This is a genomic window from Massilimicrobiota sp. An134 (genome assembly GCF_002160815.1).
Lineage (GTDB): Bacteria > Bacillota_I > Bacilli_A > Erysipelotrichales > Coprobacillaceae > Allocoprobacillus > Allocoprobacillus merdigallinarum.
This window is the reverse complement of record NZ_NFLH01000010.1, coordinates 1-24,409: the sequence shown is the minus strand read 5'-3', so window position 1 is coordinate 24,409 and position 24,409 is coordinate 1. Positions and strand designations below refer to the sequence as shown.

Annotated in this window: 25 protein-coding genes and 1 pseudogene; 14 read left to right on the top strand and 12 right to left on the bottom strand. The window is 28.4% G+C overall.

Going from position 1 to position 24,409, the window contains the following annotated elements:
- Positions 1-40 precede the first annotated feature (40 nt).
- The 5 genes from B5E79_RS05900 to B5E79_RS05880 all read left to right on the top strand — a co-directional run bounded on the left by B5E79_RS05900 (position 41) and on the right by B5E79_RS05880 (position 5,473).
- A complete protein-coding gene (locus B5E79_RS05900) occupies positions 41-1,549 on the top strand; it encodes a Y-family DNA polymerase (protein WP_087297314.1) in 1,509 nt (502 codons plus the stop codon).
- A complete protein-coding gene (locus B5E79_RS05895) occupies positions 1,546-1,962 on the top strand; it encodes a hypothetical protein (protein ID WP_087297313.1) in 417 nt (138 codons plus the stop codon). Before B5E79_RS05900 ends, B5E79_RS05895 begins: the two co-directional genes overlap by 4 nt.
- 64 nt (positions 1,963-2,026) lie before the next feature.
- Complete coding sequence (locus B5E79_RS05890) at positions 2,027-2,428, top strand: PrgI family protein (RefSeq protein WP_087297312.1); 402 nt, start codon at positions 2,027-2,029, stop codon at positions 2,426-2,428.
- Entirely contained in the window at positions 2,385-4,727 is a 2,343-nt protein-coding gene (locus B5E79_RS05885; protein ID WP_087297311.1) for a VirB4-like conjugal transfer ATPase, CD1110 family, read from the top strand. Before B5E79_RS05890 ends, B5E79_RS05885 begins: the two co-directional genes overlap by 44 nt.
- Positions 4,727-5,473, top strand: a complete 747-nt coding sequence (locus B5E79_RS05880) for a DUF6674 family protein (RefSeq protein ID WP_087297310.1) — start codon at positions 4,727-4,729, stop codon at positions 5,471-5,473. Before B5E79_RS05885 ends, B5E79_RS05880 begins: the two co-directional genes overlap by 1 nt.
- A 64-nt stretch (positions 5,474-5,537) precedes the next feature.
- Here the strand turns inward: B5E79_RS05880 and B5E79_RS05875 are convergent, their stop codons facing one another.
- Positions 5,538-5,894, bottom strand: a complete 357-nt coding sequence (locus B5E79_RS05875; RefSeq protein WP_087297309.1) for a DUF6809 family protein — start codon at positions 5,892-5,894, stop codon at positions 5,538-5,540.
- Positions 5,895-6,025: 131 nt separating this feature from the next.
- Between B5E79_RS05875 and B5E79_RS05870 the strand changes: the two genes are divergently transcribed.
- Entirely contained in the window at positions 6,026-7,573 is a 1,548-nt protein-coding gene (locus B5E79_RS05870; RefSeq protein WP_087297308.1) for a lysozyme family protein, read from the top strand.
- A 1,042-nt stretch (positions 7,574-8,615) separates the two neighbouring features.
- On the opposite strand, the gene B5E79_RS05865 is transcribed toward B5E79_RS05870, so the two are convergent.
- From B5E79_RS05865 to B5E79_RS05840, 5 genes are all read right to left on the bottom strand, one after another.
- Positions 8,616-9,242 carry a VanZ family protein gene (locus tag B5E79_RS05865; protein ID WP_087297307.1) on the bottom strand — a complete coding sequence of 209 codons (627 nt, stop codon included), beginning with the start codon at positions 9,240-9,242 and terminating at the stop codon, positions 8,616-8,618.
- Positions 9,236-9,649 (bottom strand): hypothetical protein, encoded by a 414-nt coding sequence (locus tag B5E79_RS05860; RefSeq protein WP_143746769.1) that lies wholly within the window; start codon positions 9,647-9,649, stop codon positions 9,236-9,238. Before B5E79_RS05860 ends, B5E79_RS05865 begins: the two co-directional genes overlap by 7 nt.
- A gap of 418 nt (positions 9,650-10,067) precedes the next feature.
- Positions 10,068-10,808, bottom strand: coding sequence for a cell division protein FtsQ/DivIB (locus B5E79_RS05850; RefSeq protein ID WP_087297304.1), 741 nt, complete (start codon positions 10,806-10,808; stop codon positions 10,068-10,070).
- A gap of 4 nt (positions 10,809-10,812) precedes the next feature.
- A complete protein-coding gene (locus B5E79_RS05845) occupies positions 10,813-11,679 on the bottom strand; it encodes a hypothetical protein (RefSeq protein WP_087297303.1) in 867 nt (288 codons plus the stop codon).
- Positions 11,680-12,239: 560 nt separating this feature from the next.
- Positions 12,240-12,662: a hypothetical protein gene (locus B5E79_RS05840; RefSeq protein WP_087297302.1), complete on the bottom strand. Its 423-nt coding sequence runs from the start codon at positions 12,660-12,662 to the stop codon at positions 12,240-12,242.
- 587 nt (positions 12,663-13,249) lie between these two features.
- Between B5E79_RS05840 and B5E79_RS05835 the strand changes: the two genes are divergently transcribed.
- The 6 genes from B5E79_RS05835 to tnpC all read left to right on the top strand — a co-directional run bounded on the left by B5E79_RS05835 (position 13,250) and on the right by tnpC (position 18,461).
- Positions 13,250-14,209, top strand: coding sequence for a transposase (locus B5E79_RS05835; RefSeq protein ID WP_087297301.1), 960 nt, complete (start codon positions 13,250-13,252; stop codon positions 14,207-14,209).
- Positions 14,210-14,406: 197 nt separating this feature from the next.
- Positions 14,407-15,345 (top strand): hypothetical protein, encoded by a 939-nt coding sequence (locus B5E79_RS05830; RefSeq protein ID WP_087297300.1) that lies wholly within the window; start codon positions 14,407-14,409, stop codon positions 15,343-15,345.
- A 30-nt stretch (positions 15,346-15,375) separates the two neighbouring features.
- Positions 15,376-15,861 carry a hypothetical protein gene (locus B5E79_RS05825; RefSeq protein ID WP_143746768.1) on the top strand — a complete coding sequence of 162 codons (486 nt, stop codon included), beginning with the start codon at positions 15,376-15,378 and terminating at the stop codon, positions 15,859-15,861.
- Between the two features lie 361 nt (positions 15,862-16,222).
- Positions 16,223-16,486, top strand: coding sequence for an IS66 family insertion sequence element accessory protein TnpA (gene tnpA, locus B5E79_RS05820; protein WP_087256085.1), 264 nt, complete (start codon positions 16,223-16,225; stop codon positions 16,484-16,486).
- Positions 16,483-16,830: an IS66 family insertion sequence element accessory protein TnpB gene (gene tnpB / locus B5E79_RS05815; RefSeq protein WP_087243382.1), complete on the top strand. Its 348-nt coding sequence runs from the start codon at positions 16,483-16,485 to the stop codon at positions 16,828-16,830. The genes tnpA and tnpB overlap by 4 nt, the downstream gene beginning before the upstream one ends.
- Before the next feature lie 68 nt (positions 16,831-16,898).
- Positions 16,899-18,461 carry an IS66 family transposase gene (tnpC, locus tag B5E79_RS05810; protein WP_087297298.1) on the top strand — a complete coding sequence of 521 codons (1,563 nt, stop codon included), beginning with the start codon at positions 16,899-16,901 and terminating at the stop codon, positions 18,459-18,461.
- A 270-nt stretch (positions 18,462-18,731) separates the two neighbouring features.
- Here the strand turns inward: tnpC and B5E79_RS14015 are convergent.
- A pseudogene (locus B5E79_RS14015) lies at positions 18,732-18,956 on the bottom strand (AAA family ATPase); the annotation flags it as partial.
- Between the two features lie 68 nt (positions 18,957-19,024).
- Here B5E79_RS14015 and B5E79_RS05800 point away from each other — a divergent pair.
- Positions 19,025-19,225: an ATP-binding protein gene (locus B5E79_RS05800; protein WP_087297297.1), complete on the top strand. Its 201-nt coding sequence runs from the start codon at positions 19,025-19,027 to the stop codon at positions 19,223-19,225.
- Between the two features lie 991 nt (positions 19,226-20,216).
- Here B5E79_RS05800 and B5E79_RS05795 read toward each other — a convergent pair.
- The 5 genes from B5E79_RS05795 to B5E79_RS05775 form a co-directional block, all read right to left on the bottom strand.
- Entirely contained in the window at positions 20,217-21,173 is a 957-nt protein-coding gene (locus B5E79_RS05795; protein WP_143746767.1) for a hypothetical protein, read from the bottom strand.
- A gap of 301 nt (positions 21,174-21,474) precedes the next feature.
- Positions 21,475-22,176 carry a LytR/AlgR family response regulator transcription factor gene (locus B5E79_RS05790; protein WP_087297295.1) on the bottom strand — a complete coding sequence of 234 codons (702 nt, stop codon included), beginning with the start codon at positions 22,174-22,176 and terminating at the stop codon, positions 21,475-21,477.
- 124 nt (positions 22,177-22,300) lie between these two features.
- The gene (locus B5E79_RS05785) at positions 22,301-22,852 is read right to left on the bottom strand and encodes an accessory gene regulator B family protein (protein WP_087297294.1); all 552 of its coding nucleotides are present in this window, start codon (positions 22,850-22,852) and stop codon (positions 22,301-22,303) included.
- Positions 22,842-23,153, bottom strand: a complete 312-nt coding sequence (locus B5E79_RS05780; protein WP_087297293.1) for a helix-turn-helix domain-containing protein — start codon at positions 23,151-23,153, stop codon at positions 22,842-22,844. The genes B5E79_RS05785 and B5E79_RS05780 overlap by 11 nt, the downstream gene beginning before the upstream one ends.
- The gene (locus B5E79_RS05775; protein ID WP_087297292.1) at positions 23,153-23,455 is read right to left on the bottom strand and encodes a helix-turn-helix domain-containing protein; all 303 of its coding nucleotides are present in this window, start codon (positions 23,453-23,455) and stop codon (positions 23,153-23,155) included. The genes B5E79_RS05780 and B5E79_RS05775 overlap by 1 nt, the downstream gene beginning before the upstream one ends.
- Positions 23,456-23,678: 223 nt before the next feature.
- On the opposite strand from B5E79_RS05775, the gene B5E79_RS05770 reads away from it, so the two are divergent.
- Positions 23,679-23,831, top strand: a complete 153-nt coding sequence (locus tag B5E79_RS05770) for a cyclic lactone autoinducer peptide (RefSeq protein ID WP_158095472.1) — start codon at positions 23,679-23,681, stop codon at positions 23,829-23,831.
- Positions 23,832-24,409: the final 578 nt, after the last annotated feature.

Here is a 24,409-nt window from a genome sequence, read left to right as displayed (position 1 = left end):
AATAATGTATATCAACTATTTTTCAGAAAGGAGAATGCTAATGCCTAGAGAACGTAAATATATCGCTATTGATTTGAAGTCATTTTATGCTTCTGTAGAATGTGTTGAACGTAGACTCAATCCACTTACTACAAATCTTGTAGTTGCTGATGCCAGTCGTACTGAAAAAACGATATGTTTGGCAGTGTCACCGTCACTCAAGGCATATGGTATTTCTGGTCGTGCTAGATTATTTGAAGTTATACAAAAAGTGAAAGAAGTCAATGACCAAAGACAGAGAAAGGCAAGAAGAAAACTGACAGAGAAATCATTCAGAGATGAAGAACTAAAAAACAATCCAAATTTGCTTGTTTCATTTATAGCAGCGCCTCCACGAATGGCTTATTATATTGAATATAGTACAAAAATTTATGATATATACCTAAAATATGTTTCTCAGGATGATATACATGTTTATTCAATTGATGAGGTCTTTTTGGATGTTACCGATTATTTAAAGAACTACAAAATGTCAGCTCATGACCTTGCAAGAACAATTATTAAAGATATTTTACAATCAACTGGTATAACTGCAACAGCTGGAATAGGTACAAATTTATACCTCTGTAAAGTAGCTATGGATATTGTAGCAAAGCATGTTGAAGCGGATGAAGATGGTGTTAGAATTGCTGAATTAGATGAAATGTCATATCGTCGTCTTTTGTGGAATCATACTCCTATTACTGACTTTTGGAGAGTAGGTAAGGGTTATGCTAAAAAACTAGAAAATGTTCATTTATATACTATGGGTGATATAGCAATATGTTCATTAGGTAGTGAAAAAGACTATTACAATGAAGAACTACTCTATAAGTTATTTGGTGTAAATGCAGAACTTCTTATTGACCATGCATGGGGATATGAACCATGTACAATCAAGGATATCAAGAAATATAAGCCTAGAGATAAAAGTATTGGTTCTGGACAAGTGTTACATGAACCATATACTTATGATAAGGCAAGATTGATTGTAAAAGAAATGGTTGATATGTTAACATTGGATTTGGTTGATAAAAATCTTGTTACTGATCAGGTAGTTTTGACAATTGGATATGATATAAAGAATATCAATCCTTCCTATACTGGAGAAACGAAGATAGATATGTATGGCAGAAAAATTCCAAAGCATTCGCATGGAACAGCAAATATGAAATTTCCAACTTCATCAACAAAACTGATAACTGAAAAAGTCTTAGAACTTTATGATAGAATTGTTAATAAAAAATTATTTATTAGACGATTAAATATCTCTGCGAATCATCTTGTAGATAGTCAGAGCGTTAAGAACAAAGAGTTTTATGACCAGATGGATATTTTTTCTTATTCAAAATATGATGCAGAAAGTCTAAAAAAAGAAAAAGAAAAACTTGAAGAGGAACATCAATTGCAGATAGCCATTAATAAAATTAAGAAGAAATATGGTAAAAATAGTGTCTTAAAAGCAATGGATTTAGAAGATGGAGCAACGACACAGGATAGAAATAAGCAGATTGGGGGACATAAAGCATGAGGGATAAAGATTATAGTGATATTATTAATTTACCACATCATATTTCAAAGGTTCATCCTAGAATGTCCATTCAAGATCGTGCAGCTCAATTTTCTCCATTTGCTGCACTGACTGGACATCAGGAAGCTATTAATGAAACAGCGAGAATGGTTGATGAAAAGCTGGATTTAGATGAATATCAGCTGTTAGAAATTAATGTTCAGTTGAATGAAATCAAAGATCATATAAAGAGTTCTCCAAGAGTTATGATGACCTATTTTAAAAAAGATAATAAGAAAAAAGGTGGCATTTATTTCAAAATATCTGATAAGGTAAAAAAGGTAGATGATTTTGAACAATATATTCTGTTTCAAAATGGAGTGAAAATAAGTTTTCATGATATATATGATATTGAAACAATCCATTATGAATAATGGTTAATTTATGGAAATGAATGTTATAATAGTGTACTCGTTTTCATTAAAGGAAGGTGTATAAATGGAAATCAAAATTAACAAGGAAATAAGAAATTATACAGAGAGCATTGTCTTGGGATTAACTCTTAGACAATGCTTTTTTTCTATACTGGCATGTATTGTTGCAGTTATAGTGTATTTTATATTTATAGATGTATTAGGTCTTGAAGTGACAAGTTGGTTATGTATTGTTGTGGCCATACCATTTGCTGCTTTAGGATTTGTTTCATATCAAGGTATGAATTTTGAGCGAATATTAATCAATGTATGGCGTTCATTTTTGATGAGTCATCGTCAACTTACTTTTAAACCATACAATTTATATTATGAAATATTAAAAGATTATATAGAAAATCAAAGAAAGGAGTCAATGAATCCAAATGATAAAAAGCTACGAAAAATTAAGAAAACAAAACAAAGATAAAATAAAAGTACCAAAACGAGCACAGGACGTTATTGATATTGATATCATCTATAAAGATGGTATTTTTTGTTCTGGAAATAAGTATTCTAAAACGTATTGTTTTAAGGATGTCAATTACTCTATTGCCTCTAAAGAAGAAAAGATCAATTTATTTTTGAATTACAGTGAACTGTTGAATTCATTGGATAGTTCTACTACAACCAAGATTACTATCAATAATCGAAAGGTTAATATACAAGAATTTAAGAATCATATATTGATTCCCTTAAAGGGGGATCACCTTGATAAATATCGTAAAGAGTATAATGATATGCTTCTTGAAAAAATATCAGGGACAGATAGCATCAAGCAAGAAAAATATATAACGATTACTGTTTTTAAAAATAACATTGATGAAGCAAGAAATTTTTTCTCAAGAACAACAGTTGAATTGTCATCTCATTTTTCAAAATTAGGTTCTTCTTTAGAAGAACTTGATGCAGTAGAAAGACTAAAAATCTTACATGATTTTTATCGGAACGGAATGGAAGAACATTTTCAATTTGATTTTAATGATTTTATGTACAAAGGACATGATTTCAAAGATGCAATCTGTCCTTATCAGCCAGAGTTTTATAACAAGTATTTCAAATTAGGAGATAAATATGGTCGAGTATTATATCTATCAAATTATGCAAGTTATATCAAGGATGGATTTGTTGCTGAACTTTGTTCATTGAATAGAAATCTTATGTATAGCATGGATATTATAACCGTGCCTACTGATGAAGCTATTAAGGAAGTTGAAAATCGTCTTTTGGGAATTGAAACCAATATTACAAACTGGCAAAGACGTCAGAATGCCAATAATAATTTCAGTGCTGTGATACCTTATGATATGGAAAATCAACGTAAGGAAGCAAAGGAATTTCTTGATGATTTGATTGTTCGTGATCAAAGGATGATGCTTGGTTGCATGACAATTGTCCATCTTGCAGATTCAAAGGAAGAACTTGATAATGACTCAGAGTTATTGATGGCTACTGCAAGAAAGTATATGTGTGAATTATCACCACTTGCTTTTGCTAGTCGACAACTTGATGGGCTCATGAGTGTATTGCCTATCGGTATCAACAAGCTGGATATTGTAAGAACATTACTTACTGAAAGTCTAGCTGTTTTTATTCCTTTTAGAGCACAGGAAATAATTGATGAAGGTGGAATATGGTTTGGACAGAATGCCATTACAAATAACCTTATTCTATGCAATAAGGAAAAACTGATGAATCCCAATGCATTTCAATTAGGTGTACCGGGTAGTGGAAAATCATTTTTGACAAAGGAACAGATTATCTTTATAGCATTGTCAACAGATGACGATATTATCATTTGTGACCCAGAAGGTGAATATTCTTTGCTTGTCAAAGAATTAGGTGGCGAAGTCATTCAAATAGCTGCAGGAAGTCCTAATCATATCAATGCAATGGATATGAATGAAGGATATGGCGATAGTGGAAATCCTGTTGGGGACAAGTCACAATTTGTCATGTCATTATTTGAACAGCTTGATAGGGATGGAGTCAAGCCTAGCGAAAGAAGTATTATTGATAGATGTGTTACACTCGTCTATCAGGATTACTATCAAACTAAGCAAGTGCCAACTCTTATAACATTACGAGAGAAACTTCTAGAACAGCCTGAAATAGAAGCAAGAAGTCTTGCACTGAAACTTGAATTATTTACGGATGGTTCGTTAGATGCATTTGCTCATGAAACAAATGTCAACACATCTAGTCGTATCGTTTCCTATGATATTTTTAAATTAGGGAAGCAACTGAAGACAATGGGATTATTGGTCATTACAGATGCCATGATTAATCGTGTCAATGATAACTGGAGAAAAGGGAAAAGAACGCATATCATCATTGATGAATTTCATGTTGTCTTTGAAAATGAAGAAAGTGCAAGTTTCTTCAATTCAGCATGGCGACAATTCAGAAAACGTGATGGATACCCTATTGGCATTACGCAAAACGTAGAGTATCTGCTTGATAGTGTTCAGGCAAGTACAATGTTATCAAATTCCGAGTTTGTTGTGATGTTGAATCAGGCATATCAGGATAGAGAAAAACTCGCTACATTGTTGAATATCAGTGATGAACAGTTAACTTATATAACCAATGCAGAACCAGGCTGTGGATTGATTAGATATGGAGGAAGTCTTGTTCCATTTGTAAATAGGTTTCCAAAGAATACAGAATTATATAAATTAATGACGACAAAGCCATCGGATAGAGAAATGAAAGGAAGTGACAAATAATGGATAAGCAATTACCTATTATGAATGATCCTATTGTCAAGAAATATATGTCAATGCTATTGGATAATGATCAACACAAGGAATATGACAATACAAAAGGCCTGACTAATTATATTGAAAGTATGGAAAAACAATTTGAATTGGTTATCAAGGAATTAGGGGATATAAAGGAACAGTTGAATGCTATGCAAAATCCAACAATGAAGATGAGATTGGAATCAACATTAAATAAGACACAGGATGTTGTTGATATAAGCATGAATAAATTGAACAACCTAAAAAGAGATGTAACGAATTCAATGAAAGGCTGCATTCAATCTTTTAAACAGCATGGCAAAAGTGGAATTGTTAAGACTATTGATTTACTGCATATCAAAGATGCTTTAACGAGTTTGCAGAAGTCTTTTATAAAAGCATTAAGCAAAACAAACCATATGATTCAGACAGTTGATTCCATGACTGTTGAAGTGAGAAATGCCAAAAGAAATATCAAGAATATTGGTTTGTTGTTTATGGGTAAAAAAGCAGTTCATGAAAGCAATGATTTTTCAAAACTTAATTTTATGCAAAAATCTTCCCGTTCTATTCATCAATTAGTTAAAGGCATGGCTATGAAAACCTCAAAGATGTTAAATCAGCTTGATCATTTCAAAAGAGAATCGGTCAGAAGTCATCTGAAGCTTATATCAAACCAATCAAACCATCGAAAAGATGAAAAGACTATTCATAAAGAACCAATCCGTTAGCCATCAATAACAATAAAAAAAGAGGTTTCTTTTTCCTGATTAAGGGAATTGGAAATCTCTTTTTTTAATCTATGTTTTTGTTTTTTAATATTAAGTCTTTTGTCATTTTATTTATTTTATAGACAGTTTTATCGTCATGCTTTGTGCAATTTATACCATTGAGGGTACCAAGAGCAAATCCTTCTACGAAATCATAGTATCGGTATAGATTGGAAAGTTCCATATGTGTATTGAATAGGTTCTGTACTAATAAATCCATATTTGAATCTTTTGAATTACATTTTAAACTTTTTATTATTTTTTCCTGCAGGTTATGTATTTCTTCGAGTAAAGCCATGTACTGTTTATCGTGTGTAATTTGATTTGAATATATTTCATCGTTTAGATACAGATCAAAAATTTGTTTTAAATATTCATCCATTTGTCAATCACCTCAGTAACATCATAAACATAATGCCTTTTTCATACAAATGTACGAATGTTGAATTTCATATCGTTGAGAGGGAGTGTTAGAAATGATACAATTAAAAATTAACTTAAAGGAAGCTAAAAATGAAAGACATAAAGACAAAAGAAAAGAATCATACCATTAAAATAAATAAGAAGAATGACAATCTTAAGCATTTCATCAAGAAAAATAGTATTGAATTTAAAAGGCATAAAAAAGACGAAAATAATGCTGAAGTGCAGGATAATAACTATGCAGTCAATAAAGTAGTGGATAGAGAAAAGAAAACAGCATATCAGAGCTTTCGTTATAATAAGAAGTTATTCATGAAGAAAAAGAATAGAAAACAGAATGAAGAACAAAACAATGAATTCAAAAAAGCAAAGACAAATAATAATTCTAAAGATTTAATTGTGAATAAAAAAATGGAAAAATCTGCCAATCAAAAAGTTATAAAAATAAAGAATGACAATACTATGATTTCAAATGAGAATGTATCAAATCATTATAATCAGCAAATGAAATCTTTTTTTATAGCCAAAAAAAAAAGAAAGATAAGAAAGACCAAAGATTCTCTTTCTACGATAGAAAAGTCATCTCATCACTCGGCTAAAATTTTTAAAGGTACAGTTGGTGCAGTCAAGAAAACTGTGACAGAAGTCAATAATATCATATCTTTAGGGACAGGATTGATATTGTTGATAGTCATAGTTCTTTTTATTGGTGTTTTTTCAGCACTATCAGATGATTCGAGTGTAGAAAATGGAACAATGTATGTTTCAGCTGAAGTTCTTGAATATACAGAAATCATAGAAAGGTATGCAGAAAAATATGCAGTTTCTGAATATGTTCCCCTTATTCAAGCAGTGATGATGCAGGAAAGTGGTGGCAAAGGATTAGACCCGATGCAATCTTCAGAGTGCCCATATAATGAAAAATATGCTAAACAACCAGATGGAATTCAAGATGTTGAATATTCGATTGACTGTGGTGTCCATTATTTGTCAGATTGCTTAAAAGCAGCAAGTGTAAAAAGTATATCTGATATGAAAAATATTTCATTGGCTTTACAAGGATATAACTATGGAAATGGTTATATTGATTGGGCTTTAGAACATTTTGAAGGTTATACCAGAGCTAATGCAAAACTGTTTTCAGATGAAATGAAAGCAAAGCTGAAGGTAGATGTCTATGGTGATCCTGACTATGTAGAACATGTTTTAAGATATTATCACATAGCAAATGGAGATATTGTTGCAGTAGCAAAATCACAGGTGGGTAATGTTGGAGGGAAAAAATACTGGAAATGGTATGGATTTGATTCTCATGTAGAATGGTGTGCTATTTTCGTGAGCTGGTGTGCAAACGAAAGTGGTGATTTGAATGTAAGTATACCTAAATTTTCTAGGGTTGAAGATGGAATACAATGGTTCGAGGATAATAAAAAATGGGCTGACAAGAATTATAAGCCCAAGAGTGGAGATTTGATATTTTTCGATTGGAACAATGACAATGATCCTGATCATGTAGGAATTGTAGAATCATCTGATAATCAATATGTCTATACAATAGAAGGTAACAGTAATGATGAATGTAGAGAAAAGAAATATAGTTTAATTAATGAAGTTGTTAGAGGATATGGAATGAAATAGTGGTATATAAAATATTTTGAAGATTAAAGTTTTGAACAATGAACTAAAGTGGTTTCAAACTTTTTTAATAAATAAAAATATCATAGACCATCAGACACACTTGTCGAAAATATTTTATATTTTTTAGAGAAAAAAGTTGATTTATATTGCTTATTTTTTAAAAAATCCAAAATTTAATGATTATTTCACGTTCTTCAACCACTTAATTCACAACATCAGCACCAGCAGTAGATAATTGTAGCACCACCTATGCAAATGAATAGCACCATTCAAAAAACTTTCTTAGAATATGAATAAATCTTGTAGAATTGACTTTGTATTGATATTTTTGATACCTATCTACAATTAAATATGACATCAAAAGGAGTATATTATTTGGCTGGTCAACCTATTAATCAGTTTTATCAGAATTGATGAGCAACTTAAATCATAATATTTAATCAGCTATGCCTTAATAATTAAGAATAAATATTAGTGGGTTTATAAATAGCTTACCAATGAGCTTGATGCATGCGTTAAGCCTCAATTTTACGTATTGAAATACCTGCTGCACCTAATTCAAGAATAGGTTTGACAGAAACTTTGAGTCTGTCACTCTCAATATTATGATAACAAAAGTGGAGCTAATCATGTGTATTAATGGTGCTTTACATGTGAATTGAATATTATAAAATGGTGCTTAAACTGTGTATCGATGGTGCATAACGCATGAAATAATCAATTTAAAATTACTTACAAAAAATAAGTGGTTCAAGTGGCCTATGATAAATAAAAATTCATTGTAATTAATTCTTACTTATATTGATATACAGTAATTATGTATGAAAATCCAAATATTTATATTATTTAGTATATTATCAGTAATTATAAAAAATAACGTATGTGTAACGAAAAATGCTGCAACGAAATAACCTTTTGAAAGCCATATCGTTACAGCTGTTGATATCATTCAAACCATAATAAATTTTTTAAATATATTACTTATAAAAAATATAATTACTGTAAATCAATAAACGAACAAAAATATATACTATGCAACATATTAATTGTCTTTATATATAAAATTATCAATGAAATTTTTTATTTTTTCATTTCTCTTAATAAATATTGATACTACTATTACAATTACTGCCCCAAAAATATTTAATATTATGTCATCTATATCAAATGTATGACTAGGAATCTTAGTTATTAAACTTATGATCAATTGATATGATTCTATAAACAATGACACAAAAAAAGTAAATAACAATGTTTTTCTTGCTGAAAACTCCTTGATATAACATAATATAAATGAAAGTGGTGTCAATAAAATAATATTCCCAACAATTTGTATATATGTTACACTTAATGTCTCTACAGTACTTAAAACATCTAATATTGTTTTAAAAGGAATTAATTGAATAAATCGTGCATTGTTAATCAAGCCATACTCCAAAAGGATTTTATATCCTTCTTCATCTGTAATTTGTATTCCTAAAAATGCGACTTTGATCAACAATAAAATGTAAAGTAATATTGATAGTTTGAAGAAAAGAGAATACTTAGCTTTTTTTTGTTTATAACGTAGATAATGCAAAATCATGACAATTATTGAACAAATTATAAACAAAACAATAAATGTTTTTAAGGGTAAATCAATGATAAACCTCATACTTTTTTCTACCAATTAACTGTAAATTCTCCAGATATAGGGAATCCAGTTCCATGTTCTAATGCAAAGTAATATGTATCACCCGGGTATTTTTTTTCTCCAAAAGTAAAGGATCTTGAACCTAATTTTAATTTGCCAGCAGATGTGGTGTAACAAATCTTATATCCAAAAATCTGTGGTTGAACAAGTTCAGCTGTTAAAGCTGCGGCACTTACATTACCACCTCCAAGATCTGTAATCTTTGCTGTTCCTTTAACAGTTTTTTTCCCAGATAAATACAATGATTGTTTTGAAACAATCATGTGTGTCATGGTAAACTTTCCAGTATAACTACTTGCAAAAACACTTGATATACTACAAATTCCTATAAATAATACTAATGCTGACTTCAAAAAAAGTTTATTTTTTTTCATAATATTCATTCCTCCCTGTTATTTAAAATATAATTTAGAATTGTGAATTCTCCTTTCCATATATATTAAAATATAGTTATAAAAATATGTAAATGTGTTATGAACAAAATGTAATATTTATGAATAAAAGGCAATATTTATGAATAAAATAATACATATAGATGAATCATATGGTAATTTAATATTCTATGATAGACATTATGATAATGAGTCTTATTATGTTGGAATTGTAGAGGGAACTAAAAATAAATATATAAAATTTAAGGTAATAGTAATGATGAGTGTAAAGAAGAGTGCGCAGTTAAAAAATAATTTTATAATAGATATGGAGTAAAAATTGCTAAGTACATATTTATATAAAATCATAAATACACAATAAAAAATACTTTGCCGCAAAACGTTTAACAAACATTTGTGGCAAGGTATTTTATTGTAATTTTATTTTCTTTATATAAACATATTTTCCTTCAAAACTAAAAATATAATTATTTTTATATACTTGCATATATGCTTCATAGGGAAAAGTGTCTTTCTCAAGTTGAGAAACCATATCTTCAACTCTTATTTGAATTACATTAGTATTTATTAAATAAAGGCGAATTAAAATTGAATTATAATCATCTGATACAAACTCAATATCACTAACATCATTTCTTATAATGTCTCTTATTTTATAATATTGTTTTGCAAATTTTTCAAGAATATCTTTGGAAGGGAAATTTATGCATTTAGTAGTATATAAAGGTAATTGATCCTGACTGCATTGACTTATATTTCCAAGTTCATTGATTATATAATAATGACTGTTTATTTCTGAATATGCTATAGATTCAGCTTTTACGATATTTATTTCAATTGATCCATTATATTTGTTTGTTATGTCAACTTTCTTGATGTTTTTGTTTGTTTCCATTATTATATTTTTTATATTATTTTCATCCAAAAATAAATAATATTTATTAATGTAGTTACTCATGGCTTCTCGAACATTTTGTGAAATGATTTGGTCATTACAATTAATATCAATGTTTTTTATTTTAAAAATATCACTTGCAAATAAAGATATTATTAATGCAATGAGAATAATAATGAAGGCTATCTTATATTTTTTTATTCTATGTTTTTTTTTAGTTTTTTGTAATATTTTATATATTGTATAACTACTCATTTTTTTACTCCATGACAAATTTAGCAGATTGGTATATATAATCTTTATTATTCATTGGACAAGCTATTAAGAAAAAATTTTTACAATCATATTTAGCTAAATCAATGTTAAATTCGGTATATTGATTTGATTGCACATCAATAATTTTCATTGGTTTATTTTCATATGGTATACCATCAGTAAATAGATAGATTGCATATTTTCCTGTTTTTCCAAATATTCTGATATCTAAATTATTTTTTTTGTTTATTGTGTCAATGATTTTTTTATTAGACTGTATAAATTCAAAAAATATTTCTTGGTTTAATTGTTTCTTTTCAATGTTAAGTTCACTTAACATTGAATCATTTAAATTGTTTTTTGGTAAAATGCATTTAAAATCATCTATACTGTATCTTCTTTTAAAATTGCCTTGAATAGAATAGTTTATTGTTTGGGATAAGCTGTGTTCTATGTTATAATTATTTAATTCATATTTTTTTGCCGGATTAAGAATTCCGGCTATATTAATTGTATGATTTTTAGATTGTGCATTAACTATTGGATTATCAATGGTTATGGAATACTTTGTTGAAGTATTTTCAGAAGATGATATAATTTGAAAAAAATTATTAGAAGAATTATTTAATCTAAACTCTTGTATATAACCATCAATGAAAATCATTAATCCATAAGTAATACTTGTTCCGTTATTATTAAAAGTGTAGTCAAAATTTATTGATGACTCTATATACTGATTATTTGTGAGATTTGTTGATTGTTCAAAAGAATATAATATTTCTTGATTATTTTCTTCGTTTTTATCTTCTGAAACAGTACACCCACATAAACATATAACGAGAAAACATATCAAAAATTTTTTAATAATCATTTCTGTTATGAAGTAAGCTTTATTAAGGTAAAAATGACAAATATGTGATTAAATTATACTAAATCAAAAGTATATAAAAATTTCTAATTGAAATACATAATATTACTGATTATCTTAGATTAAATGATTTACTATGTTGTTTTATATCTTTCTAATACAGATGTAATTATTTTATTTATGTATGTTTACTACTATTCATTACGTAAACAAGCCATTTTTCAAAGACAAAAAGTTTAGATATTTAATTCTTATTATGTATTTTTGAAAACTTTAATTTGTCATAATTCTTAAATAGTTCACTATTCTCCTTTCTTTGAAATTTGTAATATTTATATTTATTAAAGGGACTATGTATAATCCTTTAGTCAATTAAAGTTTTATGAATTAAACTAATTTAAATGTGTAAAACTTTTTCCGTTTTGTTTTTCACTCAGGTTTTAATATAATGAAAAAATAATATATACATGTATTGATAGAACAAGGTAGGCAAGTAAGATATAAAATATCTATAATTTATAAAAATAATAGATAAATATGGAATTTATCTATTATTTTCTTTACTATAATACAACTTTTGTATACACTACGCCTGACGTAGTATGTCTGAATTCATGAGTACCATAAGCAACGCATTTGTTATTAAAAATTTTTGTGTGTGTACTATTGTAACCTTTTTGAAAAATCATGCCTTCAGAATGTTTAGTAGTGTTGCTTGAGCTTCTCGTTACAGTACTTAAGTATGTTTCACCGCTTGTTGCATTTTTGATAGATAATTTCCAGCCAACATAGTTACATTTTTTTCCAATTGTTGTAACTAGATAAACAGATTTTGAGTTACTTGCTTTTTCCATTTCAATTGTCCCTTTTAAGGTACCATAACCTGAATAAGATTTCGAAGCACTATCTGTTACGGCAAAAGAATTTGTACATGATAATGCAAAAATGAACATTACAACTGCACAAGATATTATTTTTTTTATCATATTAGAACACCTCCTTTGCACAAATATATATATAAGATAATATATGAAATAAAAATTGTAAATTGTGTTTGAATAAGAGGCATAAATTGTGTACGAAATACATTTAATGGTATTAAAACATGTTGATCCATCATTATCAAAATTTTAATAAGCTAAGTGATTTTAGGAGAGCTAATAATCAACATAGAGTAAATAATTAATTGAGATTTTTTAAGAAAAGTTATTATAATTTGTTGTGATCAAAATATACTATAATAACCTTGATGATATACTTTTAATGTTACTGTAATTATCGTAATCGATATGGTATATTTCTAATAATTCTGTTTTGATATGTATTTAAATATTTTCTATTGAATATTCTGTTCAAATTGACTAATCATTTTGGTTGTGTTGATTAACTATTCTTACATTTTTAATTAAGTGATATTTTCTGATTATTTTGATTAACTATTCAATGCTTATGGTAAATAATAAAAATTAATTCTTGTTAAAATTAGAATTTTTTATTCATTTCGATGATCATATAAATGAAATATTGTCCTTTGTATTGTAGTATAATAGAGGTATGGAAGGACTGATATTTTATGGCAAGAAACAGATATGTAGCTAATCAAAGCTTTATTCTTGGAATGCTTGATGATTTTGTCCCACAGGATCATTTTGTCAGAAAGCTAGATGAATTCATTGACTGGGACTTTATTTATGAAATCTGTGTTCCACTTTATTCTAAAGAAGGAACGAATAGAGTTGATCCTGTTATTTTATTTAAGATGATGTTTATCAATATTATTTTTGGCATTCATTCAATGAGAAGAACATGTGAAGAAGTCAAGGTGAATATTGCCTATAGATGGTTTCTTGGATTGGGACTCGATGAAGAAGTTCCTGATCATTCCACTTTCTCTCAGAACTATATAAGAAAGTTTAAAAAGGATAATACAGCTATTAAAATTTTTGAACATTACATCAAGGAACTTGTTGAATGTGGCATAGTAGATCCAAGTGTTGTATTTGTGGATGGAACACATCTTAAGGCCAATGCCAATAAAAACAAATCAATCAACAAGGAAGTTGAGATTGCATCGAAAAGATATCAGAAGGAACTTGATGAAGAAATAGATAAGGATAGAGCGGAACATTTCAAGAAGGAATTAAAGCGTAAAAAAAAAGAACTTCCAGACACAAAAGAAATTAAAACGAGCCTAAGCGACCCAGCCTGTGGCTATTTTCATAAGGGAGAAAAGGAAAAATGCTTTGCATACAATGTCAATGTTGCCTGTGACGGACATGGATACATACTAGGAATGAGCCTGGATTCAGGTAATATTCATGATAGTACAGCCTTTTATCATCTAAAGGATTTCTTGGATTTTGAATATGGAGATACAATAGAAACATATGTAGCAGATGCAAGGCATAGTACAACGTCTATTAAAAAGAGAAAGCAAAAATGTGATATAAGGTTTAACTTCATTTTTTATATTGTTGAAATCATTTTTACGATTTTATTATCTAATTTGATTAACACTGTGACAAGTGATTAACCAAGTTAAATAATAGCATAAATAGAATTATCTATTTCATAATTATTGTTACTATATTTTAATATTGTCTTTTTATACAATATATGTGCATTTTGTTCAAAGTATATTTACATAAAAATTTATTTATGATAGTTTTCTATACATAGGCTAGCTTATAAAATTAATCTTATCGTATAAAATGAAGGAGATCTATATCTATGAAGAAGAGAAAGAAAATTTTGATTAGTGGTGTTATTTTAGGTCTGTTTGTGGGTACTATAACACTTTATAATGCTCATAATCCCATAGAAAATGCTAAAGCAATATCAAATGATGAAACCTTAAATCTTAGTAATAATTCATCAAAAGTTTTTACAAATTCAGATGCAGATAAGAGAGAACTATTAAATATGATGATTAATTCTATTGATTATTTTAAAAATGCATCAGGTTCATTTAGATATTATTCAAAAAATGCTGATACAGATATGGATGTTGATTTTATTGTTGACATAGAGAACTCCAAGTCATATGAGAAAAATACATTTAGAAATTTAAAAACAAAGAGTATTACTGATCCGTTTGAAGAAAGTGTCTTTAATGGGGAATACTATTCTGTATATAGAAGTGATGATTATCTTGCTTCACAAGGTGTATCAGATGAATCAGCAAGAAATGGGGAGTATAGTCAGTTAAGTTATGATAAAATCTTTATTCCTGATTCATTGAAAAAGAAAAGTAAAAATATTGATTCAATAGAGGATAGGATAATAACAACCGATGGAAAAGAAACATATGTTAGAAAAACTGAAACTTCACTTATGGGAATTACTAAAACAGTTTTATTACCTGAAGATTTTGCGATTGGATTTATGGGTACAGATTTCAATAAATGGAATATTGTTTCAAATGATAAATACCTAGGTAGAAATTGTGTGGTTGTAGAGTCTAAATTAAATGAATATTATAAAGAAAAACATAATGCTATTTCTTCAAAATTTATTATTGATTCATCTACAGGTATTTTACTTGAATCACATTTAATTGATGATGAAGGAAATGATACATTTTTCACTCAAATCAATACATTAAATATCAATCAAATTTTAAAGACAAACGTATTTGATAAACATAGTAGTATGATAAAGGAAGGATAAGAAATGAAGAAAATAATAGGAATGTTTTCAGTGTTTATAGTTTGTTTAGTTACGATTACTAGTGTGTATGCAGCTAAATATATAGTTATTGATAATGATCCACTGTCTTCAGCACCTGGTAATTTTAAAAGTACTGGATATACTTATGGTAAAGGAGCAAATGATTATAATGGTGATCATAGATTAGGGACACCGGGAAAAGAGACTAACGAGTGTATATGGGTGCATAAGAGTATAACATATGCTGATGTACCTTATGCATCTTATAGAGTTTATTTACATAATTCTAGTTTTACTTGTCCAAAAGCTGCATATTATGTAACGGCACCTAATGGGTGGCAAGATAAATTTGCATGCTTTATTAATCAAGACACTGCACCAGGAGGATGGAGTTATATCATTAAAAATTATAGTTCATATCCAGAATCTGAGCTAGGACTCACTTTGGGAAATGGTGGTAGCAGTGGTGGAGGAAAGTTAGGTGCCGATGCAGGAGAAATTATTATTCCAAATTAGTATAATTTTCTAATTACATGTATAAAACGAAAATATTATGTTGTTACTCACTGTTCAAGTCAATAATATATCATAAAAACATGAGGATAAAAAAGTTATTAGAATTTACAATAAATAATCAAGTTTAATAAATAAAGTACTATACTGATTATTTTGCTTTAGTCAGCCACTTAATTCTTAATTCATGCACCAATTGTATACAATTTGATCACCATTGATATGTTTTGATAGCACCACTTAAAAGTGGTGCATATTTTTACTTATGATTGTAGTGTTTGTAAGCGACAAATGAAAAGGCACTAACAAGACTGCGGATATTCATTTAAAATGTAAGTACAATAAAAAAGGAGGTACTTACTATATGCAATATGATTGGAAAAAAATCATAAATAGTCAAAAGGAAAGCACTTTGACTGTCAAGGAATTCTGCAGACAGAACAATATCTGTGTGTCTTCTTTCTATAAGTCAAAAAGACGACTGGAAAATGATGAACTTCAAAGTGATTTATTTGTTCCTGTCGAGGTTGTGGATGATGCCCACCCCAATGTATCAATGACCATTGATGGTCATTGTATTGAATTTGATCCTGCACTTCTTGACAGAATCATTGGTGCTCTCAAATGATCATCAACGCTGATGAAGTCAAGAATATCTACGTTTCAACGCATTTCGTGGATATGCGCAAGTCGATAGATGGTCTGACACTCATTGTGCATTCCCAATTCCAGATGAATGTCCTTGATCACAGCCTTTTTATCTTTACCAACCGATCAAGAAATCGCATCAAGATTCTCTATTATGAAAGCAACGGCTTCTGGCTGTTCATCAAGAGACTTGAACATGGAAAATTCAAAATCCAGGAATCGCAGGAATCATTGACAAGAGCCATCACTTCCCGTCAGCTCAGTTGGCTTCTGGAGGGTCTTGAATATGATGAAAAATTGAAAGAAAAGCAGCTTCTCATCTAACAAAGCAGTTTGTTTTATGGTATAATACGAAACAGCTGAAATCATGTAATGTGGGGTGTGAAGATGTCATGAACTTGAGAAATCTAAGTCAGGAAGAACTGATCAAGATGATCAATGAAAAGGATAAAAAGATTGAAGCATTGACTGAGCAGCTGAACTGGTACAGTCAGCAGATCAAGCTTCAGCAGAAGAAGCTTTTTGGTTCATCTTCAGAAAAGACTGTTCTTCCTGATCAGATTTCTCTTTTTGATGAAATTGAACTAGAATCCACACCAATCAAGCAGGAACCGGAACTTGAAGAAATCACATACAGAAGAAAAAGAAAAAGCAGACAGAGAGGAATAGATATTTCATCACTGCCAGTAAAGAAGGTTATTCATGATATTGACAATAAAAGCTGCCCAGAATGTGGTGCACCGCTTAGAAAGATAGGCGAAAACAAAAGAAAGGAGCTTGTCTACCATCCTGCACGATATGAAGTCATTGAACATATTCAATATGTCTATACGTGCGATCGATGTGACAGGGAAGCTGTTCAATCGCCAATATACAAGGCACCCATGAAGGAACCGGTCATATACAAGAGCTTTGCATCGCCATCACTTCTGTCATATATCATTGATAACAAGTTCAACAAAGCACTGCCTCTGTATAGACAGGAAGTCATGTTCAATCAGATGGGGCTGAAGCTGTCAAGACAGACGATGGCCAACTGGATAATCAAACTGCATGATGAATATTTCAGGACAATCGCTAGTCATATGCATAAGGTTCTGTTAAAAAGTCAATACCTGCACGGAGATGAAACGTCTGTTCAGGTTTTAAAGGCACCGCATCAAAAGGCAACCACAAAATCCTATATGTGGGTATACAAGACAGGACGCAGCGAGGAGAAGCAGATAGTTGTTTTCATATACGAAAATACAAGAGGACACGAGCATGCCCAGAAGCATCTGGAGGGCTATCATCATATACTTCAGACGGATGGCTATCAGGCCTATGAGAAACTTGAAGGCATTACACACATGGGATGCTGGGCTCATTGTCGTAGAAAATATAAGGAAGCACTAGACAGTGCGCCTGCTGGGGTAGATCTCAAACAAACTGCCAGCTATAGGCTTTTTCATAAGATCAACAAGCTTTTTCAAATTGAAAAGGAAAACGCGGACAGAAGCTATGAAGAAATCAGGCAAATTCGACAGGAACAGTCAAAACCACTGGTTGATGATTTCTTTGAAGATGTCAGGGAATGTGCAAAAGTTGCAGTGGATAAAACAAAGTTAAGTGAAGCACTAAAATACAGCATCAACCAGGAAGAAAAACTAAGAGTCTACCTTGAAGATGGGAGAATAGAGATATCAAACAACCGAGCAGAAAATGCGATACGCCCATTCTGTGTAGGCAGACGCAACTGGCTGTTTACCAATACGGTTCAGGGAGCACAGACAAGCGCTGCCTTATATTCACTTATAGAAACTGCAAAGCTAAACAATCTCAATCCCTATGAATATTTTAACTATCTTTTGTCATCATTGACAGAAATAGATATCAATGATGAAGAAGCCCTTGATAATTATATGCCATGGTCAAAAGAATTGCCTGATAATACATATCTGACTAAAAAATCGTAGAGATACGATCTTTTAGTCGAGTCCTGTAAATCATACATATATAAATTGTCAATTTATTACAGCTCTAATTATAATCAATGTCGTTGATTGATAATAGGGCTTTTTCATTTTACGCTTACTAGTGTTTTCTCTCATATTGATATCTTCTACATTGATTGTCATTAAATTATGGATGATACGATTTATGATGGCATTAGCATGGACTTCTTCACACAAGTGTGAATGCTATGATTTAATCTTAAATTGTGTACAAAAGATAGTAGAGTTGTTTTAATATCTTCTCTCTACAAGTTCAAAGATAAATCTAATTTTTTGTTCGCTCATTGAATTGATTAGCCACTCATCAAGTTTTAATAGTGGGCAATTTTCATGCTTCTTTATAAGTTTATTTCTTCCTCTCTTAAGTTCTTCTTGCTGAGCAAATAAATCTGGTGTTCTTATGTAACATGTACTTATGCCATCACGACAGGCTACTTTTTTTAAACAGTTCGATAGAAAAAATTTACCTTAATGTGAAATTTTACATTATGGAAAGACCTGGATTTCAAATGCATTAGGTGTCCATGTATGTTGTTAAAAAACATATAAAATATATTCGCTTTCCAGAACTGCTTATGTATTTAGAAAGAGTTAAGATTCAAGGAACATATCGCAAGATGATGAAGCAGTTAGGAAAAATTAATCTACTTATCATTGATGAATTTTTATTATCATTAGTAAATGAAACAGAAGTCAATAGCATTCTAGTGAATAGTTCACTTTAAAAATCGAATGGTGTTACCTGTTTGATGACGTCATCAAATGAGTGAAAATGGTGTCATCTTTTTAGTGAAATACTCATTCTAGAAATCATGGAATTGAGATGTAATAAAAAAATCAACGATACTTTGTACCTGAAGGTGGGGGGGTTAAAAACTTAGTGGTGTAGACAATGTGACTCTAACCAACTGTTTGCTGAGGGCTTTCATATAGCGAACAGAGTGGCTCTTGCCATCTGTCATATAAGACTGGCTATACAAAAATTCTCATAACCAGTCGAACTCAATAGTGCTTCCTAATATATGTGTTAGATGATTAGTAACATTCGATAATTGTACATACTTAGAATAATCCTTACAGAATTTTGTGTACCTACAAGGAACAGTGTTCTTGGAAATACAATGATTGCGATATTCATTCCAAAGAAACTTGAGATTAACACCTGTTTTTTTCAATTCAGAATGTACATAATTATAATCTGCATCTTCATAGATAGAAGACTTTTATGGTAAAGGAAATAACATTTCATAGACTTTAACATTGTTCCAAGAAATAGAATGACTATCAGCGGCTTTATAAACAGCTGAGATAGTATGTCTTGAAATATGCATTATAGCTTTAATTTTACGCATTGATAAGTCATGAGCACACAGTTCAAGAATTGGTTTGACAGAAACTTTTTTAGGTATAATAAAAACCCTCCTTTCGTTATGGATTAGAAAGTCTATTACTCTCAATATCATAATAACAAAAGTGAGGGCATATGCATGAATTAATGGTGCATTACAAATAAATTCTATATTTCAAAAGTTGTGCTTAAACTGTATACAATTGATGCATGAATTGTGAATTAGGTGTTCTATAATGAATGAAATAATCATTATATATACATTATATATAATATATATTTCTACCAATTTACTGGCAGGAATTTTTTATTAAAACCTATAGATAATAATCTGCGAATGGGAAAAAATTGTAGACATAGTGACTATATTATTTTGTGGTTGCGTTAAAATGTGTAAAATATAAAATAATGCTAATAGAGTTATTAGAATTCACTTTGATAGAAATATTGCTATTTGTATTGTTTTCTAATATAGGTTGAAAGTCTTGTTTTATTTCCTTTATCAGATCATCTTCAATGTTTTGGCATGTAATTATTGTGCCTATAATAATCTGATTTCCTATTTTATTAGACTTAATAATGATATTACGTTTATCTTCAGGTGTGACTTGATTTAACAAGATTCCGTAATCTAAAAATTTAGAAAATATTTCTGTTAGTTCATTCAATGTAAGAAAGTTAAAATCGTTATATTTTATTGAACTTGAAATTTTTATCTTATTTTTTTGTAGTAACTCAATATAATCATTAATAATATAATTAAGAACTAAAGAATTTGAGTATATAGAGTTAAATTTATCAAAAGTTATATCAATAAGATTGTTGAGTTCTTCATCCAAATGAATAATATCATTATTTTCAACAAACTCATGCATTTTGTAACATCGGTGAAGAAGATCGTGTAGAAAAGAAAAATTGTTATTGTAATGATTTTTCAATAAGTTATATTTAGTATCAATAACATTTTTATCATATTGAGCCAGTTTTAAATGTAAAGACATTTGATTTGAGCGCATAATCAAGAAGAAAATAATGAGTATTGCAAAATTAGAAATCAAAATACATAAAAAAATTAATAATGTTATAGCTGTGTCATTTATTATTTCGTAATAATTATTTAAGAAAGACAGGAGAAAGACAGTTGCTAGTGGGAAAACAAAGATAATTTCACAATAATTTGGAAATGAATTTAATTCTAAATAATGTATGAATTTAACAAAGGCATAAGAGAATAACATCAATAATAAAACAGAGTTGATAAGCCCAACATTATATATCCATGAATTGATTTGTGTTGTTTTATAAAAATTAAATAAGTAATTCAATATAACACCTATAATCAATTCAGATAATAGACTAAATGTATAAAAGGGAATAGTAGCCCATAGTGTTTTAAAAATTGTATCTTTGAATTGAATGAATGTGTACAAAAGAAAAATAGTAAAAATAATTAATGATTTTTTATTAGATGTCCCCCTAAAGTTTACAAAAGAGAGTATAGGTAAAACTATACAGAATATCAAATAACGTATATATTTCTTTTCAAATCTATAATGTAGTAAATTATTACAAATGTAAGTTAATGCACAAAGATTAAAAAAATTAGCAATTATTATATTCATATATCTATATAACCTCGTGTAAATTGTTTTCATATTCCTTTAAGAATGATGTTTTGAAATGTCTAGAGAGTGGAATCAAATCATCGTTAAACATTATAATATCATTTTTCTTTAAGGCACTAATGTAATTTAAATTGATCAAGAAAGATTTATGTGGTTGAGAAAAAAATGTATCTTTTGTTATTTGTATCCAGTGTTTTAGAGGATAGGCTGTTTCAATTGTTTTGTTATTTATCAAATGAATAATAGTTTTACGATTGAAAAATTCAAAATATAATATGTTCTTAAAGTGAATTTTATTTTTAGATATTTTGGAATCATAAAATCCTAATAAGTTATTGTGATATTTATGGATAATCGATGTCATTTCTAAATTGAATTCAGATTGATCAATTGGTTTTATAAAATATCTTTCAGCATTGATTTTATATCCGTCAATTGCATATTTCATAAAATGTGTTGTTATGATGATTATACAATCAAATTTTTTGTTTTTTAATTGCATACCTAGGTCAATACCATTTTCATTAGATAATTCAATATCTAAAAAAAGTAAATCATAGAGATGAATTGTAGAAAATAATTCATTACTACTTTGGCAACATTGAATAGTATATGGTTCATTGATAGAGGTAAAAAAGCAATCAATACATTTTTTTAACTGATTAATATCGTTAATACTATTATCATATATAAGAATGTTCAAGTTTATCCTCTCCTATTGTCTTACTAAACTACATTGTAAAATAATTTAATCTAAAAATCAAAATAAATGTATATTTTGATATATAAGGTAAATTTATAGTTTAAGAAGTTTTGTATTAATAATGTTATATATATACTTTTATTTTTGAAGTTATAATACTAAATGATGATATTATTTCAATAATGCAAAGTACTTGAAAAACAAAATCAATATTGTATAAAAATGTAAACGTATAAAGAGTAAAGTATATAAGATGTAAAATTAAAGATTTAATTTTATAATATTTTATTTCAACTTGGGAAAGTTTCTTTTCCTTACAATCAACAGGTACAAACATAATGTATAAAAAAGTATTTAAAATTATAGGAATTAAAAGTAAATAAATGTTTAAAAATATGTAATTTGTTAAAATTGGTACAACCAGTGTAATTATTATTGAGAGCATCAGACAGTGATATCGTTTTTTTAGATGTAATCCGCCTATATTTTTACGTATTGGGATATATAAAATTATAAATAGCATTATTTCTATAAATGAATCTGTTAGAATTGATATAGGAATGACAATAAGTAAATATACAAGATACGAGAGAAAGTATTCAAATCCATATTCAAAAACATCTTTTTCTAAGTATATATTATTATTTACAAGATAGTTGTAAATTTTATTTTTCATTTTTATTTTTCACCTGATTTCTTTCCTCTAAATATTTAATGAGATTGTCTAAAATGTCATATCCTTTATTATCTATTTTGAATAAAGATAGTTCTAAAGGATAGTTTTCTTTCATTAAATAATCTGTGGAGATGCCACATAAAAGAGAAATTGCTTTTATATTTTCTAGTGACGGCTTTGAAACACCAATTTCCCAGTTATATATACTAGTTCTGCTAATGTTTAATTTTTTGGCTAAATCTACACGGCTTAAATTTAAAAATTCTTCTCTTAAAAATTTTATTTTATCTGCAAAATCCATTAATTATTCTCCTCATAATATTTTTTTAAGAACATTGCAAGATTGAATACCTCTTTTTGTTGTTCTAATGTAAGATTATCTAATTTTAACCCTGTTCTTGTCTCTCCAAAAAGAATCATTTCAGTTGAACATTCTAATATATTAGATACCTGTAATAAAGATGATGGATCAATTGTACGCAAACCACTTTCCCAAAGTGAAATAGTTGAAGGATCTTTATGTAATAAGATTGCCAACTCAGAGACCGATAAGTTTTTATTTAATCTTGCTTGTTTAAGACCTATATTTGTAATATTTTTCATAATAACCTCCTATATATTGATTAGTATATTTTTCTTTAAATGTTTTGTAATTTACAAATATTGACAAAAATGAAAATATATGAACAAATTTTAGAAAAAATGTTCATATATTGATAATTTGATAAATTTTTTACTCTTTTTATACATTTTATGTGTATTATAATCTAAGTATGTTAATTTACTAAATAATAAATGTTAAATTAAAAATAGGAGGTGAATGACTATGACATATAATTTAAAAAAATTGATGCTTAATGCTTTTGCAGGATTATTAACACTTTTAGCGATTGTAGGAGTTAATAGTGCATGTAATATTGTCTTCGGTCAACCTGAAGAGCCAGAGAGTTTATCAAGATATAAGAAAATAAAAGGTTAAATGTAGTTTCAGTATTTTGTGTAAGTTATTACATAATATTTATATTGGTGATTTATACTTTGATAACAAGTATATTCATGAAAGATATTTTATAATTGGAAAATATTAAAATGTTTATAATGGTATGAAATCATCATTTATACAATAAAGTTAAATGTTGTATAAATGATGACTTTTATTCTAAATATTCAATTAATAAATGCAAATAATAGACTTAAATAAGCAAAAATAAATTAATATTCAAATTGATAATGAAAAAATCAAATGTTTTGAAGAATAATCAATTTTAATATATATATGTATAAATAATATTTTATATTTTTTGAGTTTTGTTTTTATAATATTGTAATGAATATAAATTTTAAAGAGAGATGTGTTAATTTTTACATAATCTTTACATTTTTTGACAATTTATTAGGCATATGTTTTTTTTATAACATAAATGTTATAATTAATTTGTTAATTAACGATAATTCTTAATTATCGATAGTTACATTTATATAAAAGAAGGAGGTAATTTAAATATGAGAATAGTAGTTATTGCTGAAGAAAAAGAAGTAAATCCAAAGAATGATTTT